Origin of the sequence: Zymomonas mobilis subsp. pomaceae ATCC 29192 (assembly GCF_000218875.1) — a bacterium.
Taxonomy (GTDB): domain Bacteria; phylum Pseudomonadota; class Alphaproteobacteria; order Sphingomonadales; family Sphingomonadaceae; genus Zymomonas; species Zymomonas pomaceae.
On the sequence record NC_015709.1, the window covers coordinates 316084 to 330894 of the forward strand.

A 14811-nucleotide genomic window follows, 5' to 3' on the forward strand; every position below is an offset into this window, starting at 1 on the left:
CCAGTATTACCGGCGCGTATCGTAATGAAAAAGAATTATTTTGTTTTTTCTTCTTCACGCATCTGATGAGCTGCGGCAACCATCGCCAAAAGTGATGGTTTTACTTCTTCCCAACGGCGCGTTTTAAGACCACAATCTGGATTCACCCACAGACGATCTGCCGGTAGATATTTACGGGCAAGCCGTAATAATTCTACCATTTCTTTGACAGAAGGAATTCTGGGAGAGTGAATATCATAAACACCGGGGCCAATCTGATTTGGATATTCATAGCTTGCAAAAGCCTGTAATAATTCCATCTGAGACCGTGCCGTTTCGATGGAAAGCGCATCGGCATCCATAGCGGCAATGGAGGGCAAAATATCATTAAATTCTGAATAGCACATGTGGCTATGAATTTGTGTTTTATCCTGCACGCCAGAAGCCGTCAGGCGGAAAGATTCAACCGCCCAATCTAAATAAGTCTGCCATTCATTCCGTCGTAAAGGCAAACCTTCACGCAAAGCGGCTTCATCAATCTGAATGATTTTAGCGCCCGCTTTTTCCAGATCGACAACCTCATCCCGAATAGCCAGCGCTAGCTGACGACAGCTTTCCGAACGGGGTTGATCATTACGGACAAATGACCAGTTTAGAATTGTCACCGGGCCCGTTAACATGCCTTTGACAGGCTTTTCGCTCTGTGCCTGAGAGAAGGCCCACCATTCAACTGTCATCGCCTTCGGACGGGTTACATCACCGAATAAAATCGGAGGACGGACACAACGAGAACCATAGCTTTGTACCCAACCATTATTGGTAAAGACAAAACCACTCAGTTGCTCGCCGAAATATTGCACCATATCATTGCGTTCGAATTCGCCATGAACCAAAACGTCAAGGCCGATTTCTTCTTGCCAATGAATAGTAGCCGCGGTTTGTTCACGCAGGAATTGCGTATAACCCGCATCATCCAATTCACCACGGCGATGCTTGGCGCGCGCCTGTCTTACTTCGGTTGTTTGGGGGAAAGAACCGATAGTCGTGGTTGGATAAAGGGGAAGTTTTAAACCTTCCTGCTGAAGAGCGGCACGCTTTGGATAAGGGCTGAGCCGTTGTGCCATTTGCGGTGTGACGGTTGCCAAACGCTTGGCTACTTGTGGATTATGAATACGAGGCGATGAACGCCGATTCTCGGCGGCCTTAGCAGAATCCGCTAATTCCAAGGCCACTTCATTGCGACCTTTATTCAAGGCTTTCTTCAGAATTACCAGTTCTTCAAGCTTTTGATGGGCAAAAGCAAGCCATTGCGCTACTTCAGCATCAATCTTCTTTTCAGCTTTCAGATCAACTGGAACATGCAATAAAGAACAAGACGGTGCTAAGATAAGATCACGAGTTTTAGCAAGCGGCTCAACCCAATCCAAAAGGGCATCAAGATCCGTACGCCAAATATTGCGTCCATCGATAACACCAAGAGAAAGCACCAAGTCTGGACGTGCTTTTTCTAATAAGGCTTTCTGATCTTCTTTACCGCGAATGAGATCAAGATGAATACCCGAAACCGGAAGTGATAAAGCCAGATCAAGGTTATCAGCAAGGCGACCAAAATAGCTGGTCAGCATCAAAGAGGGGCCAGCTTTGGAAAGCTTATCATAGGCTTTCTTAAAGGCTGCTTTTTGTTGATCATTAAGATCTAATACCAAAGCAGGTTCATCAATCTGAACCCATTTCGCGCCCGCTTTTGCAAGACTTTCTAAAACGTCAGTATAGATCGAAATGACATCATCGAGATAATCAAAAGGATTAACATCCCGACCTTTGGCCAGACTGAGCCATGTCACCGGCCCTAACAGGACAGGACGGGTTTCAATACCGGCGGCTTTGGCTTCGTTATATAAGTCCAAGGCCTTGGTAGAAGCCAGAGCCAGCTTTTGGCCTTTGACTAATTCGGGCACCATGTAATGATAGTTGGTATCAAACCATTTGGTCATTTCCATGGCGGTAACGCTATGATCAGCCGAGGTAGTGCCCCGTGCCATAGCGAAATAAGTAGCAAGGTCTACCTTACCCCCTTTAAAGCCATAGCGTTCTGGTACCGCGCCCAACATAGCACTTGTATCAAGCACATGATCATAGAAAGAAAAATCATTGCTTGGGATATAGTCGATACCCAGCTTATCCTGTAGCTGCCATGTTTCATGGCGCAGCTCTGCTGCGGTTTTTTCTAATTCAGCTTCACTACTACGACCGCCCCAAAAGCTTTCTAACGCAAATTTTAGTTCACGCCGAGGCCCTATTCTTGGGAAACCCAGATTAGCAACTTTAACACTCATTTCTCTTCAACCCCGAAAAGAAGCTGATTTCTGGAAACGCCTTTTCAGCCTTCCAAAAGCAGCGGATGGATAACAGGGTTAAGGCAGGTCTCCTGACTTACAGATCATCACCTAAGATCAACCTTCCCGATATTACTATCAGTGGTAAAAATGATCCTGGCTACCTGTTTACAGTTGCGGGGGCAGCACCGGCTTTGGATTTTTCCGCACCGATTTCCCTCTTAGCTTTGTAACACGTACAAAGAACCTTAATCCTTCTTCTTGCTCACCGATCATGAACCAAAGGTCAAGCTAAATATAAAGATGTGTTTATATGTTTATTTTTTGATTAGTTTATTTTTTGCGTTCGGCTTCCCTATTAAGGTGCCGAAAAGATAGATTTTTCCGCCAAAAAGGGAGAAAGCTTGCAGAACATAGCGTCACAAGCTAGCCCAATCGAATGAATGCATTTTCTTCACGCTTGGGAACTGTCGTTCGCCCCTGTGACGAGGCTGGCATAAAAGAAGCCGTTTCGCTGATTCGATCAGGCTTACCTGTCGCGGTGCCGACCGAGACCGTTTATGGTCTGGCTGCGGATGCCGCTTCTAACGAGGCTGTGGCTCGTATTTATCAGGCAAAAGGCCGCCCTTCTTTTAATCCGCTTATTGTTCATGTTGCCGATATTGAACAGGCGTTGTCCATTGCCGCATTCAGTGAAGAAACCCTAAAAATAGCACAATTATTTTGGCCGGGCCCGCTCACCATGGTGCTTCCTTTGAAAAAAGAAGCCCCCATTGCCTCTATCGTTACAGCCGGATTAAAGCGTGTAGCGATTAGAATGCCTTCGCATCCTGTTATGCGCGCTTTAATCCTGTCTTCCCGTTGTCTATTAGCGGCCCCCTCTGCCAATAAAAGTGGTGCGATCAGTCCTACTTCTGCCCAGCATGTCAAAAACTCTTTGGATGGACGTATTCCGCTTATTCTTGATGGAGGTCTCACCGAAGATGGCCTTGAATCGACCATTATTGCGCCAGAGAACGACAAAATACATCTGTTGCGTTATGGACCGATTACGATTGAAGCGTTGAAAAAGGCGACTGCCTTACCGATTGTAGAGACCCATAAAGAAAATAGTACCTCTCACCCTATTGAAGCGCCGGGACAATTGAGCAGCCATTATGCGCCCCATCAGCCCGTTAAATTAGAGGTAGAAGTCAAGCAACCAGATGAATGGCATATCGGTTTTGGTAAAATTGAGGGCGACGATAATCTTTCATTCACAGGCGATTTGGTCGAGGCGGCGGCGCATTTATTTGCAGCCCTTCATCGCGCTGAAGCCAGCGGGTGCCGTCAAATCGTGATAGCCCCTATTCCAGACCACGGCATAGGACGGGCTATTAACGATCGCCTGAGACGCGCCGCCGCACCTCGTTAAAAAAAACAAGAATGTAATCCAAGCCTATGAAGAAGATTTATTTTTTAGTCTTGCGGCATAGCTTTTTCGGAATTTGGCTAATTTAGGGGCGATTACAGTTACGCAATAGGCGTTACTACTACCTTGTTTTTCAAAGTAATCTTGATGATAGGATTCAGCGGGATAAAAAGTTGAGGATGATTCAATCGTGGTTACCACAGGCTTTTTATTGTGTGCTTGGGCTCTTACGACAGCATCTTGTGCCTCGTGTTCTTGCTGCTTGTTAAGGGTAAAAATAGCCGAACGGTATTGCGTGCCAACGTCAGCACCTTGCTGATTAAGTTGGGTCGCATCATGGATATTAAAGAATATATCTAAAATATCGGCATAGCGAATTTTTTCAGGATCGAAAGATAATCGAATGGCCTCTGCATGCCCCGTTGTGCCTTGGCAGACCTGTTTATAATCAGGATGGGCTATATTTCCACCGATATAGCCACTTTCTACGGAAGATATACCTATTACGTCTTTAAAAATGGCTTCTACACACCAAAAACAGCCACCGGCTAATATTGCTTCTTCTATCATAGAGAAGAAAACGGCCTGATTCTAAAAAAGTTTCGGAATAGTCCGATCCGTTTTGATAGGCCCATAAATGCAAAACGCCACCTGTTCAGCACAAGTGGCGTTTTAAAGCAATCTGTGACGCTATTAAGCGACAGCAGCGCGCTTGAAAGAAGAAGCTTCTTTAGCAAGCGACGTGATCTTAGCCACATCGGGTTTGCCAGCTGGAACAACCCAGCTACCACCGACACAAAGGACAGAAGGATGAGCCAGATATTTAGGGGCAGTTTCCGGCGTGATACCGCCCGTCGGGCAAAAACGAACCTGACGGAAAACAGAAGCCATTGACTTCAGAGCGGGTAAACCACCAATGTTTTCAGCCGGGAAAAATTTGAAGCGTTCCAGACCAAGGTCAAGACCGAGCATCAGATCAGCAGCGTTAGCAATACCAGGAAGCAAAGCAGCTTTCTGAGCAACAGCATGCTTACCAAGATCAGCGGTCAAACCTGGGCTGACGAAGAATTCGCAACCAGCTTCCTGAGCCTGATCCAGCATCTTTGCATTAAGAACCGTACCGGCACCAACAACGGCACCTGGAACTTCTTTCATGACCTTGATAGCTTCAAGGGCACAAGGGGTGCGAAGCGTTACTTCAAGAACGTTCAGACCACCAGCAACTAAAGCTTCTGCAATGGGTTTTGCATCAGCAATATCTTCAATGACCAGTACCGGCATAACCGGGGCTAAGCGCATTACGGAATCGATATCGCGCATCTTAGACTCCTGCTTTATTTCCCTTAATGGGTTCGTTGCCTGCATCTACCCCCTCACTCGAAAAATCAAGTTTTTTACGTGGAGGAAGTGCAAAACGTGTGTATGCAATAGCTTCAGGCATGTTTTCTGCAATAAAAAGCAACATTTTTTCACGAATGTCACAACACAAATCCCAAGAGGAGGGCGCATCCCTTGCCGTCGCTAATAATCTAAGCTCGATATATTCCGGCTTCATATCGCTAACTTGCAAAATAAAAGAGCGGCCATCCCATAAAGGGTTGGAAACAACTACTTTTTTCATGTGTTCACGCAGACGTTCAACGTCAGCCAAGGGATCAACATATAAAAATATTTTTCCGATTAATTGCTCGGCTTCGCGTGTCCAGTTTTCAAACGGTTGTTCCAAAAAACGAGCCAGCGGTACAATAACCCGTCGTTCATCCCATAAACGAACCGTTACATAGGTTAATGTGATTTTTTCTATCCAACCCCAATCGCCGCTCTCAACAATAACTAAATCATCAATTCGGATAGGTTCCGTAAAAGCGACCTGAATACCTGCAATCAGATTTTTTAAGAGCGGTTGCGCCGCCGCACCCACCGCTAAACCTACCAAACCAGCCGAAGCCATCAGCGTTACACCGATATTTCTGACCGCTGGAATCGTCATCATCATGATGCCTAATGTGACCATGATGATAAGAAAAGAACCGACTCGCATCATAATCGACATACGTGTTCTATGGCGACGGGATGCTAATTTCCGGCTTTCATTGCCTTCCACAGATTGTCGGCTACGAATATCGACAATGTCGCTAACCGCATGAAGCATCGCCAAGGCTAACCACCCTGCCATAGCCGGAACAACAAAAGACGCTGCGCGTAAAAGTAAGCTTTCTCCAACAGGGCCAAAGGGTAATATCTGTTGAGATATATAGATGCCAATCAGACAGGAAACCCAGCGTAGGGGACGCGATAATTTATTAAGTAAACTTTGGCTGACCGGACTTTCTTTATTTTGAATAAGATAGCGTAGAAATCGCAGCAGAAAACGATAAAAGGCAAGGCTCGCTATTATGCAGATACCAAGAACAAGCATTGTCTGGACAGACACAGGGAGCATACGAATAAGATAATCAGTCAATCAAATTATCTCTTATATAAACAGATTAGGTTCTGTTAGATCTTGATCCAGTCTGCAGCGGCAGCGATGTGGATAACCGCGAGGAAGCAGGTTGCTGTTTTTTCATATCTGGTAGCGACAGCGCGCCACTCTTTGAGGCGAGCCCAGAGGTTTTCAACAAGATGCCGGCAACGATAAGCCCATTTAGGGCAGGCGACCGACGCATCACGTCGTTTTGCAGGAATGGCTGGTCGAGCCCCGATGTCCCAGATCCGTTCACGGAAAGCATCCGAAGCATAGCCTTTGTCAGCTACGACCCACATGGGAACAGAGGGGAGATGTTCAAGCATGACTGGCGCCATTGGCAGTTCATGAGCCTGTCCAGACGCAAGAGCGAAATCAATTCCTTTTCCGTGTCCATCAGCAATTACACAGACTTTCGTGCCATAGCCCCCGCGAGAGCGGCCAAGTGCTTCACGATGGTCTCGCTCTTCGAAAGAATCCCCTTTTTTTGGGCTCCTGCCGCCTTATGGTGAGCCCTGATGTTCGTACCATCCAGAAAAGTCATTCCGAGTGCCACTCCCTGTTGTTCCTGAACCCGTTTCAACAGGCGGTCCCATACGCCAAGTTTCGCCCAGCGGATGAAAAGCTGCGCTGCCCGCCACCACGGACCCAATTCAGCGGGAATGCTCCGCCATTTCGCACCATTCTCATGTCGCCAGAATATCGCCGATATCGTGCGACGCAGATCATGGGGTGGTGTCTTACCCTTCGGGCGAACTGCCTCAATTAGAGGTTCCCAGATCGACCATGTCTCATCCGTAAAAATACCGGTAACGATTCCGTCTTCCATCCCTTTTATGTAAAAAAATTTAAGATCTAACAGGCCCTAGACAGAACAAAGATATTTCAGAATCCTTTACTTAATATTCAAGCAATATAGGGTATTTTTATAAAATTTTCCAGTAAAATGAAATATTTTCGATAACTATGTAAAAATAAATTTTTTTGTTAAAAAGACAGTTTATAATCTATACTTTATTTTATAAAATATTAGTATAATTATACTATAATTAATTTTTATAAGTATATGTTTTATGAAAATGGAACCTAATTTAGATTCTATAGTTATAAAACATTAATATGTAAGAAAGGAAAGCATTCTACCATGCCTAGTAACCGATTGACCAACTCTGTGGCAGGTCTTCTTCTAAGTGCAACGGCAGCGTTGAGTCTATCCCCAGTCATGGCGAGTGCCGCCTCTGCCTATTCTGTTGAAGATCAGGGTGCCATCAGCAATGCCGGTGATAGTCTTCAAAATGGTGCAGATGAAACCAGTCAGGCTGTTAGCAATACAGCGACTGCTGCTCGTAAAAAAGCAGGGAAGACTACGAAAAAAGTTCGTCGTTCTACCGTAAAGACGACGAATAAAGCGTCTAATGACGTTGGCAAGTCTTGGAAAAAGACGGGCACCAAGGCTGAAAGCGCTACCGACAGTGCGGGCGATGCCATTGAAAATACGACCGATAAAGCCGGTAACGAGATTAAAAAGGGCGCGAATACCGTGGGAAGCGCTTTTTCTAATGCTTGGAAAGGTGCCACTGGCCATAAATAATCTTCATTAAAATTATAGATTATTAAATAAAAGGTGCTTTTGGTATTAATTTTCGCCAAAAGCACTTTTTATATCCATATTATAAATTTACATTTTATAACTATGTTTTTTTATTGTTTAATATTGTCTAAAATAGAAATATATAGTCTAAATACTACCTGCTGGTTTCTTGATCAGGAACTCTTTTTCTATCAGCAGGATTTTTATTGATGCGCTTTTATAGTATTATGGCTTCATTACTATTTTCGGCCAGTATGGTCCTTAGCCCTGTCTGGGCAGAACATCCCGATAAAAAAACACTCGATAAAAAAATAGAAAATAATAAGCTTAATACATCCCTTACTGAAGAGATTCAGGCAAATTGGGCTCACCCGCCCGTTCTGGAACAAGAAAAAGTAACCGAACATACTTTATCACTGAATGGTCAGAATTTGCGCTATCATGCCACTGCGGGTACCTTAACTATCCGTGATAGCGAAGGTAAACCAACGGCAAGTGTTTTTTATACCGCTTATACGCTAGATAGTAAAAATTCTGTATCCAATCGGCCTGTTACCTTTTTTTATAATGGCGGACCGGGATCTTCTTCATTGTGGCTTCATGTCGGATCTTTTGGCCCTATGCGGGTCAATACGGCAGATCCGATAACCATTCGCCCTGCGCCTTATCCGTTCGGCCCTAACCCCGATAGCATGTTAGATGTTTCTGATCTGGTCTTTATTGATGCTATTGGTTCAGGCTATTCACGTCCCTTAGGGGATACGAAAGGCAAAGAATTTTGGGGCGTCGATCAAGATGCACAGGCTTTTGCAAAAACGATCCAGCGCTATGTTACTAAAAATCAGCGCTGGGGAAGCCCTAAATATCTTTTCGGGGAAAGCTATGGTACAACCCGCTCAGGTCAGTTAGTGAACCTGTTACAAAAAGAGGGTATGCAGTTTAATGGTGTTATTCTGCTTTCCTCTATTTTGAACTATGGCATCCGCCAACCGGGATACGATCATATCTATAAGGCTTATTTGCCAAGTTATGCGGCCACCGCTTGGTATCATAACAAGCTAAGGAATAGACCTGCTGATCTTAAAAGTTTTCTTGATCGGGCGCGTGCCTTTGCTAATGGCCCCTATTCTACGGCCCTTGATAAGGGCGACCATATTTCTGATGAAGAAAAAAGTCAGATAGCCCAGCAATTAGCTGGATTTACAGGGCTTTCTCCTGAATTTATTAAGCTCAATAATCTTAGGATTGATCTTGGCAGTTTCCGTAAAGAATTATTACGTGATCGCCACCTAACGACAGGACGGTTAGATGCCCGCTATACAGGCATCGATTCAGAACCAGCAGGGGAAACTCCTGAATTTGACGCTTCCAGTACCGCTGTTTCCGGTGCTTTCTTTGGATTATTTAGCGATTATTTGACGCGTGATTTACAATATCAAAGCAATATGAATTATAACATCAGTATTTACGGTCAGCCTGACTTTAAATGGGATTGGAAACACAAAGCGCCAGGATCGTCTTCCGTACAGCAAATACCCGATGTTGCAGTTGATTTATCTCTAGCAATGCGTGAAAATCCTCATCTGAAGATTCTCTCGCTTAATGGCTATTACGATATGGCAACGCCTTTTTTTGCAACAGAGTATGATCTTTCCCATATGATGTTAGAGCCAGCGCAACGCGCTAATATAGCTTATCGTTATTATCCATCTGGTCATATGGTCTATTTGGATCCGGTTTCTCTGCATGAAATGAAACAAGATGTGGCTCGATTTTATACCGAAACAACAGCCCATTAAGAAATAAGCCTAGGATTTTATTCCACCCCAAAATTATTCCGGTAGCTTAGGGTTATCGGAATAATTTTTATGGCTCATAGTAACGTCGAATCCTTTTTCAAGACATAAAAATTTTTATCTAATAATGTTGAAATGCCTTTTACCTATATTATCTCTATTTCAACAAATGATGCGGCCTTATGGAGCAACCTTTGTTTCTCTGGCAAGTAATGCAGAGATTAAATTTAGTCGCTTATTAAAAGGATTAGATAAATGCGTGCTTTTGATCTTACCCCGTTTTTGCGCTCTTCTGTCGGATTCGAAAACATTAACCGTTTAGTTGACATTGCTTCACGGGGTGAAAGTGAAGCCTTCCCACCCTATAATATCGAAAAATTAAGCGAAAATCGTTATTGTATCTCTATGGCCGTTGCCGGTTTTTCCAAAGACGAACTTGATGTAACGGTACAGGATAATGTGCTTACAATTACCGGACAGGCGGCAGAAAATACTGTTAAGGAAACGCGAGAATATTTGCATCGTGGTATTGCCAAGCGCAGCTTTGAACGGCGTTTCCAATTAGCGGATACCATTAAGATTGTCGGTGCCGATTACGAGAATGGTTTGTTGAATATTGAGCTGGATCGGATTGTTCCAGACCAGAAGAAACCGCGTAAGATTGAAATTGGCGGCGATAGTTCAAAAATCGAAAAGAATTTGCCTGATGATAGCACAGTAAGTCCAGTAAAGGCCGCTTAATCATGCGCGTTTAAACGTTATACTTAAAAAAAAGAACCGCTTCTATTAAGAGGCGGTTCTTTTTTTACTTGAAAATAACATCAAAAAATTATCGAATTTTTATGCAATAATATCTGGAACCAACTGGTCTTCTATCAAGGCGATTTCATCACGTAGACGCAATTTTCTTTTTTTCATACGTGCTAACCGCAATTGTTCAGCCGGTGCGTTGAGCGCTAACGCTTCAATGGCAATATCCAGATCCCGATGTTCCTGACGTAGCAGATTAAGCTGCTTAAGTAATGCGTCATTATTCATCATCAATCCTTTGAACCTGCTTTTCTATCGCCCTAATCAGGAAGTAGGATGTTTCTAAGGCCTATCTCTATGGCATATCGGGTCATCAAAAAATATAGTTTATCTTTAAAAAAGATTTTGTATCGCGACAAAGCAGATAATCTGTGATTTACTCCTTTATGTTAGGATACTCTAACCGGCTATGAATAAGGAGACTCTTCACCATGAGAAATCGTCACCTTTCTGCATTATTCGCCAAACATGCCCATATTGATGCCCGTCTTAGGGCAGAAGTTATTCGACCCAATCCTGATTTCACTGTAGTCAGCCGCCTGAAAAAAGAAAAATTGCGAATAAAAGAAGATATATCCGGTATAAAGTAAAATTTATAAAAAGAGGGGCTTCAAATCTGATTGAAGTCCCTCTTTGCTTGAATCTTTAAAAAGAAAACAAAGCCCTATATTTATTCATCTCTCGATACTTTTTCATGACGCTCGTGGCGTTCTTGTGCTTCAATAGTCATCGTCGCAATAGGGCGTGCTTCCAGACGGGCAAGAGAAATCGGATCACCAGTAACTTCGCAATATCCGTATTCACCTTCATCGATTCGTCTCAATGCAGCGTCAATTTTTGAAATTAACTTTCTTTGCCGATCGCGGGTACGCAATTCGATTGACCAATCTGTTTCACTAGAGGCCCTATCCGTCAAATCAGCTTCTCGTAATGAGTCTTGTCGTAATTGCGCTAGAGTTCCCTGTGATTCTGTTAGAATGGCTTCTTTCCAGCGTAACAATTTCTCGCGGAAATAGGCTTGCTGTCGCTCATTCATAAATGGCTCATCCGCTGAAGGACGATAGTCATCAGGGCCAGCAATAGAGGGTGATTTATCTAAAGCACTAACCTTAATACCTTTGGTATTAACCTTAGAAGCAGTGAAATTAGATGCCATGTACGTTGCTCCCTTTTAAGGTTGGCAATCACCATTTTGCTACCACGGTATCTGGCGGGATTGGTCCGGGCAGAAATAGGCTTCCATCGTGTAATTCGGTGCCCAATATGCAGATTTATTATAAGGCTGACCGCATCACGACTCCTTGCGTAATAAACAGACGAATCCGATCAGACAAGATAGAGAAGTATCGTATTAGTAAATACCATTTTTAAAATGGATGAACATAGATTTTTTTACAGCCTTGCGTTCAATTTACAGCATCGTCATAGGCAATGACTATGCATGATATTAGACTAATTCGTTCAGAGCCTGAAAAATTTGATCAGGCTTTATCTCGTCGGGGTCTGGCACCGATTTCACAGACCCTTTTGGAAATTGATGGTAATCGCCGTGCGCTTGCCCTTGAATTGCAAACACTTCAGACGAAAAGAAATGAAGTGTCGCGTCTGATCGGGCAAGCCATGAAAAGCGGTGATAAAACTTCAGCCGAAAAAATGAAGGCAGAAGTCGCCACTATAAAAGAAAGAATGGCTGAGATTGAAGGGGAAGAAGCGCTTTTGGGCGAGACGCTTCATACTCAGCTGGCGGCTATACCGAATCTTCCGGCAGAAGATGTTCCCACGGGAAGCGATGAGCAGGATAATCTTGAAGTTTTTCGGTGGGGAACTCCGCGCGAATTCTCCTTTAAACCCAAGGAACATGCTGATTTTGCACCGGCATTAGGTCTTGATTTTGATACCGCCGCTACTATGTCTGGGGCACGTTTTGCTCTGATGCGCGGGACAATGGCTCGACTCAATCGGGCTATTGGCCAATTTATGCTGGATTGTCAGACAGAACAAAACGGTTTCACTGAAATTGCACCGCCGCTTCTTGTCCGTGATCAGGCTTTGTTTGGAACAGGTCAGTTACCCAAATTTGCAGAAGATTTATTTCATACAACAGACGATCGCTGGCTGATTCCAACCGCCGAAGTCTGTTTAACGAATATTGTCCGCGAATCGATTATTGAGGAATCCCGATTACCTTTACGTTTTACCGCTTTGACCCCTTGTTTTCGAGCTGAGGCCGGCGCTGCGGGTCGGGATACACGCGGTCTTATCCGCCAGCATCAATTCGATAAAGTCGAAATGGTATCTATTACGACGCCAGAAAATTCAACAGCCGAACAAATGCGGATGGTTGAATGCGCAGAAAATATTCTTCAAAGCCTCAATTTACCCTATCGCCGCATGTTATTATGCACTGGTGATATGGGATTTTCTGCCATGCGCACGTATGATCTTGAAGTATGGCTGCCGGGGCAAAATTGTTATCGCGAGATTAGCAGCATTTCAGATTGTGGCGCTTTTCAGGCCAGACGTATGGAAGCCCGTTATCGTCCGGCTGAAGGAAAAGGTACAAATGTCGTTCATACATTAAATGGCTCGGGCTTAGCTGTTGGTAGAACGTTGGTCGCTATTCTTGAAAATTATCAAGAAGAAGATGGCTCTGTAACCATTCCAGAAATCTTACACCCTTATATGAAGGGTATAACCAAGTTGGAGATCGCTTAAAAATGCGAATTTTAATTACAAATGACGATGGTATTGAAGCTGAAGGTATTAAAATATTAGAAGCAATAGCTCGTAAAATTTCCGATGATGTGACGATTGTTGCTCCAGATAAAGAGCGTTCCGGTATGGCGCATTCTCTGACACTGAGTATGCCCAGTCGGCTTTATAAACATGAAGAAAAACGGTATTCAGTATCCGGAACGCCTTCGGATTCGGTGGTTATGGGCATCAAGGAGATCATGAAAGATAATCCGCCTGACCTTGTTCTTTCGGGTATTAATCACGGTGCCAATCTTGCTGAAGATGTAACCTATTCGGGCACGGTTTCTGCCGCCATGGAAGGGGCTATCGCGGGTATACGTTCTATTGGCTTAAGTCAGGTTTACAGTTCTGATTTTCAGGATGGTAAGCTTTGCTTTGATGCTTCTGTCGAATGGGGCACCACCGTTGTTAAAAAACTGATTGCCTCGCCTTTACCCAATCGTACCTTTTATAATGTCAATTTTCCGGCCTGCACGGGAGAGGATGTCAAAGGCATTAAGGTAATTGCACAAGGCCATCGGGATTACGGCCGTCTTAATATCGAGCAAGGAATCGATCCTCGCGGTAAACTTTGGTATTGGGTAGCTTTGGGTGAAGCTATCAATAAAAATAATTTGAATGCGGATCTTGATCTGTCATCACAAAATTATGTGACGGTTACACCCTTAGTTCCAAATTTCACCGATTTTGCCTCTTTGGAATCGTTAACGGATATTCTAGAAAAATGATAAAAAGCCGATCTCTGTGGACAATAAGTATTCTGTGCTTAACAAGCTTATTGTTTACAGCCTCTTTATCAGCAGCCTTTGCTTTTAAAGAGGCGAGATCTGCTACCCATATTGTAAAAACTGGGGAAACCTTAAATGGTATCGCCTACCATCTCGGCATAAAGAGAACGGAATTAATAAAGGTTAACCATTTAAAGGAGCCCTATTTTTTACAGGAAGGGCAAATATTACACCTTCCAGAAGTCCACGCTTCCTATTTTGTGAAAGAAGGCGATACTGGATTGGGGTTAGCCCATATTTATGGCGTATCATGGCAACGCATCATTGCGCTTAACCATTTACAGCCGCCCTATCAGTTGCGGCGGGGTATGAAGCTTATTTTACCGGTGGCCTCTATTGAAAACAGGCACGAGCCATCCAAAGATAACGCTCTCAATATGAAGCAAATCGTTGGGGGGGCGCAGCCTGCGGTTGTTCACAAGACACGATCTGACAAAGCAGATCAGGTCCTGAATTTTGGCTGGCCGGCACATGGTGCCATTCTTAGCGCTTATGGGCGAACGGATAATGGCCGTGTTAACAACGGGCTGGATATAGCGGCAACAGTGGGTTCTCCTGTTTTTGCAGCTGAAGAAGGGCGTGTTGCCTATATCGGTACGCATATTTCAATTTTAGGGGGGGTCATCCTGATCCAACATGCCCAAAGTTGGATGACAGCCTATGGCCATTTAGATAAAATAAAGGTAGCACAAGGCGATTTTGTCCATAAGGGGCAGTTAATAGCTTATGCGGGTGAAAGCGGTCAAACAACGCGTCCTCAACTCCATTTTGAGATTCGCCACGGCTTAAAAGCTGTTAATCCGTCCCGTTTATTACCAACGCGCCCATAATCGGATTGTTATAGATTAGAGGCCTATGCTGTTCTATAGATTTGAA

The 14811-nt window shown here is 44.1% G+C and carries 15 protein-coding genes and 1 riboswitch; of the genes, 8 read left to right on the forward strand and 7 right to left on the reverse strand.

Annotated elements, in window-relative coordinates:
• Window positions 1-35 precede the first annotated feature (35 nt).
• Window positions 36-2315: a 5-methyltetrahydropteroyltriglutamate--homocysteine S-methyltransferase gene (gene metE / locus ZYMOP_RS01430; protein WP_013933581.1), complete on the reverse strand. Its 2280-nt coding sequence runs from the start codon at window positions 2313-2315 to the stop codon at window positions 36-38.
• A 65-nt stretch (window positions 2316-2380) separates the two neighbouring features.
• A riboswitch (cobalamin riboswitch) is annotated at window positions 2381-2581 on the reverse strand.
• Between the two features lie 173 nt (window positions 2582-2754).
• Here metE and ZYMOP_RS01435 point away from each other — a divergent pair.
• Window positions 2755-3729, forward strand: coding sequence for an L-threonylcarbamoyladenylate synthase (locus ZYMOP_RS01435; protein WP_013933582.1), 975 nt, complete (start codon window positions 2755-2757; stop codon window positions 3727-3729).
• 24 nt (window positions 3730-3753) lie between these two features.
• Here the strand turns inward: ZYMOP_RS01435 and msrA are convergent, their stop codons facing one another.
• The 4 genes from msrA to ZYMOP_RS09280 form a co-directional block, all read right to left on the reverse strand.
• On the reverse strand, window positions 3754-4296 hold the full coding sequence (gene msrA / locus ZYMOP_RS01440; protein WP_013933583.1) for a peptide-methionine (S)-S-oxide reductase MsrA: 543 nt from the start codon (window positions 4294-4296) through the stop codon (window positions 3754-3756).
• Window positions 4297-4419: 123 nt separating this feature from the next.
• Complete coding sequence (gene eda, locus ZYMOP_RS01445; protein WP_013933584.1) at window positions 4420-5046, reverse strand: bifunctional 4-hydroxy-2-oxoglutarate aldolase/2-dehydro-3-deoxy-phosphogluconate aldolase; 627 nt, start codon at window positions 5044-5046, stop codon at window positions 4420-4422.
• Window position 5047: 1 nt separating this feature from the next.
• Window positions 5048-6190, reverse strand: coding sequence for a mechanosensitive ion channel family protein (locus ZYMOP_RS01450; protein ID WP_013933585.1), 1143 nt, complete (start codon window positions 6188-6190; stop codon window positions 5048-5050).
• A 35-nt stretch (window positions 6191-6225) separates the two neighbouring features.
• Window positions 6226-7022 (reverse strand): IS5 family transposase gene (locus tag ZYMOP_RS09280; protein ID WP_252507399.1). Its coding sequence is split into 2 segments (ribosomal slippage): window positions 6226-6683 and window positions 6683-7022, totalling 798 coding nucleotides; the frame shifts between segments, so codons are not numbered across the junction.
• A 315-nt stretch (window positions 7023-7337) separates the two neighbouring features.
• Between ZYMOP_RS09280 and ZYMOP_RS01465 the strand changes: the two genes are divergently transcribed.
• The 3 genes from ZYMOP_RS01465 to ZYMOP_RS01475 all read left to right on the forward strand — a co-directional run bounded on the left by ZYMOP_RS01465 (window position 7338) and on the right by ZYMOP_RS01475 (window position 10321).
• Entirely contained in the window at window positions 7338-7784 is a 447-nt protein-coding gene (locus tag ZYMOP_RS01465; protein ID WP_013933587.1) for a hypothetical protein, read from the forward strand.
• A gap of 209 nt (window positions 7785-7993) precedes the next feature.
• Window positions 7994-9583: a S10 family peptidase gene (locus tag ZYMOP_RS01470; protein WP_013933588.1), complete on the forward strand. Its 1590-nt coding sequence runs from the start codon at window positions 7994-7996 to the stop codon at window positions 9581-9583.
• 252 nt (window positions 9584-9835) lie between these two features.
• Entirely contained in the window at window positions 9836-10321 is a 486-nt protein-coding gene (locus tag ZYMOP_RS01475) for an Hsp20 family protein (protein ID WP_013933589.1), read from the forward strand.
• A gap of 99 nt (window positions 10322-10420) precedes the next feature.
• Here the strand turns inward: ZYMOP_RS01475 and ZYMOP_RS01480 are convergent, their stop codons facing one another.
• Window positions 10421-10618, reverse strand: a complete 198-nt coding sequence (locus ZYMOP_RS01480) for a YdcH family protein (protein WP_013933590.1) — start codon at window positions 10616-10618, stop codon at window positions 10421-10423.
• A 203-nt stretch (window positions 10619-10821) separates the two neighbouring features.
• On the opposite strand from ZYMOP_RS01480, the gene ZYMOP_RS09285 reads away from it, so the two are divergent.
• Window positions 10822-10980, forward strand: a complete 159-nt coding sequence (locus ZYMOP_RS09285) for a YdcH family protein (protein WP_013933591.1) — start codon at window positions 10822-10824, stop codon at window positions 10978-10980.
• An 80-nt stretch (window positions 10981-11060) separates the two neighbouring features.
• On the opposite strand, the gene dksA is transcribed toward ZYMOP_RS09285, so the two are convergent.
• Window positions 11061-11546 (reverse strand): RNA polymerase-binding protein DksA, encoded by a 486-nt coding sequence (dksA, locus tag ZYMOP_RS01485; protein WP_013933592.1) that lies wholly within the window; start codon window positions 11544-11546, stop codon window positions 11061-11063.
• A 281-nt stretch (window positions 11547-11827) separates the two neighbouring features.
• On the opposite strand from dksA, the gene serS reads away from it, so the two are divergent.
• Genes serS through ZYMOP_RS01500 form a run of 3 tightly spaced genes read left to right on the forward strand, consistent with a single transcriptional unit; the run spans window position 11828 to window position 14765 of the window.
• Window positions 11828-13105, forward strand: coding sequence for a serine--tRNA ligase (gene serS / locus ZYMOP_RS01490; RefSeq protein ID WP_013933593.1), 1278 nt, complete (start codon window positions 11828-11830; stop codon window positions 13103-13105).
• Between the two features lie 2 nt (window positions 13106-13107).
• Window positions 13108-13875: a 5'/3'-nucleotidase SurE gene (gene surE / locus ZYMOP_RS01495; protein ID WP_013933594.1), complete on the forward strand. Its 768-nt coding sequence runs from the start codon at window positions 13108-13110 to the stop codon at window positions 13873-13875.
• Window positions 13872-14765, forward strand: a complete 894-nt coding sequence (locus tag ZYMOP_RS01500) for a peptidoglycan DD-metalloendopeptidase family protein (RefSeq protein WP_013933595.1) — start codon at window positions 13872-13874, stop codon at window positions 14763-14765. The genes surE and ZYMOP_RS01500 overlap by 4 nt, the downstream gene beginning before the upstream one ends.
• The last annotated feature ends 46 nt before the right edge of the window (window positions 14766-14811 follow it).

What these genes read in the sequence shown, in the direction of transcription:
- metE (WP_013933581.1), bottom strand. Translation starts at nt 2,315, where the DNA reads ATGAGTGTTAAAGTTGCTAATCTGGGTTTCCCAAGAATAGGGCCTCGG.
- ZYMOP_RS01435 (WP_013933582.1), top strand. Translation starts at nt 2,755, where the DNA reads ATGAATGCATTTTCTTCACGCTTGGGAACTGTCGTTCGCCCCTGTGAC.
- msrA (WP_013933583.1), bottom strand. Translation starts at nt 4,296, where the DNA reads ATGATAGAAGAAGCAATATTAGCCGGTGGCTGTTTTTGGTGTGTAGAA.
- eda (WP_013933584.1), bottom strand. Translation starts at nt 5,046, where the DNA reads ATGCGCGATATCGATTCCGTAATGCGCTTAGCCCCGGTTATGCCGGTA.
- ZYMOP_RS01465 (WP_013933587.1), top strand. Translation starts at nt 7,338, where the DNA reads ATGCCTAGTAACCGATTGACCAACTCTGTGGCAGGTCTTCTTCTAAGT.
- ZYMOP_RS01470 (WP_013933588.1), top strand. Translation starts at nt 7,994, where the DNA reads ATGCGCTTTTATAGTATTATGGCTTCATTACTATTTTCGGCCAGTATG.
- ZYMOP_RS01475 (WP_013933589.1), top strand. Translation starts at nt 9,836, where the DNA reads ATGCGTGCTTTTGATCTTACCCCGTTTTTGCGCTCTTCTGTCGGATTC.
- ZYMOP_RS01480 (WP_013933590.1), bottom strand. Translation starts at nt 10,618, where the DNA reads ATGAATAATGACGCATTACTTAAGCAGCTTAATCTGCTACGTCAGGAA.
- ZYMOP_RS09285 (WP_013933591.1), top strand. Translation starts at nt 10,822, where the DNA reads ATGAGAAATCGTCACCTTTCTGCATTATTCGCCAAACATGCCCATATT.
- dksA (WP_013933592.1), bottom strand. Translation starts at nt 11,546, where the DNA reads ATGGCATCTAATTTCACTGCTTCTAAGGTTAATACCAAAGGTATTAAG.
- serS (WP_013933593.1), top strand. Translation starts at nt 11,828, where the DNA reads ATGCATGATATTAGACTAATTCGTTCAGAGCCTGAAAAATTTGATCAG.
- surE (WP_013933594.1), top strand. Translation starts at nt 13,108, where the DNA reads ATGCGAATTTTAATTACAAATGACGATGGTATTGAAGCTGAAGGTATT.
- ZYMOP_RS01500 (WP_013933595.1), top strand. Translation starts at nt 13,872, where the DNA reads ATGATAAAAAGCCGATCTCTGTGGACAATAAGTATTCTGTGCTTAACA.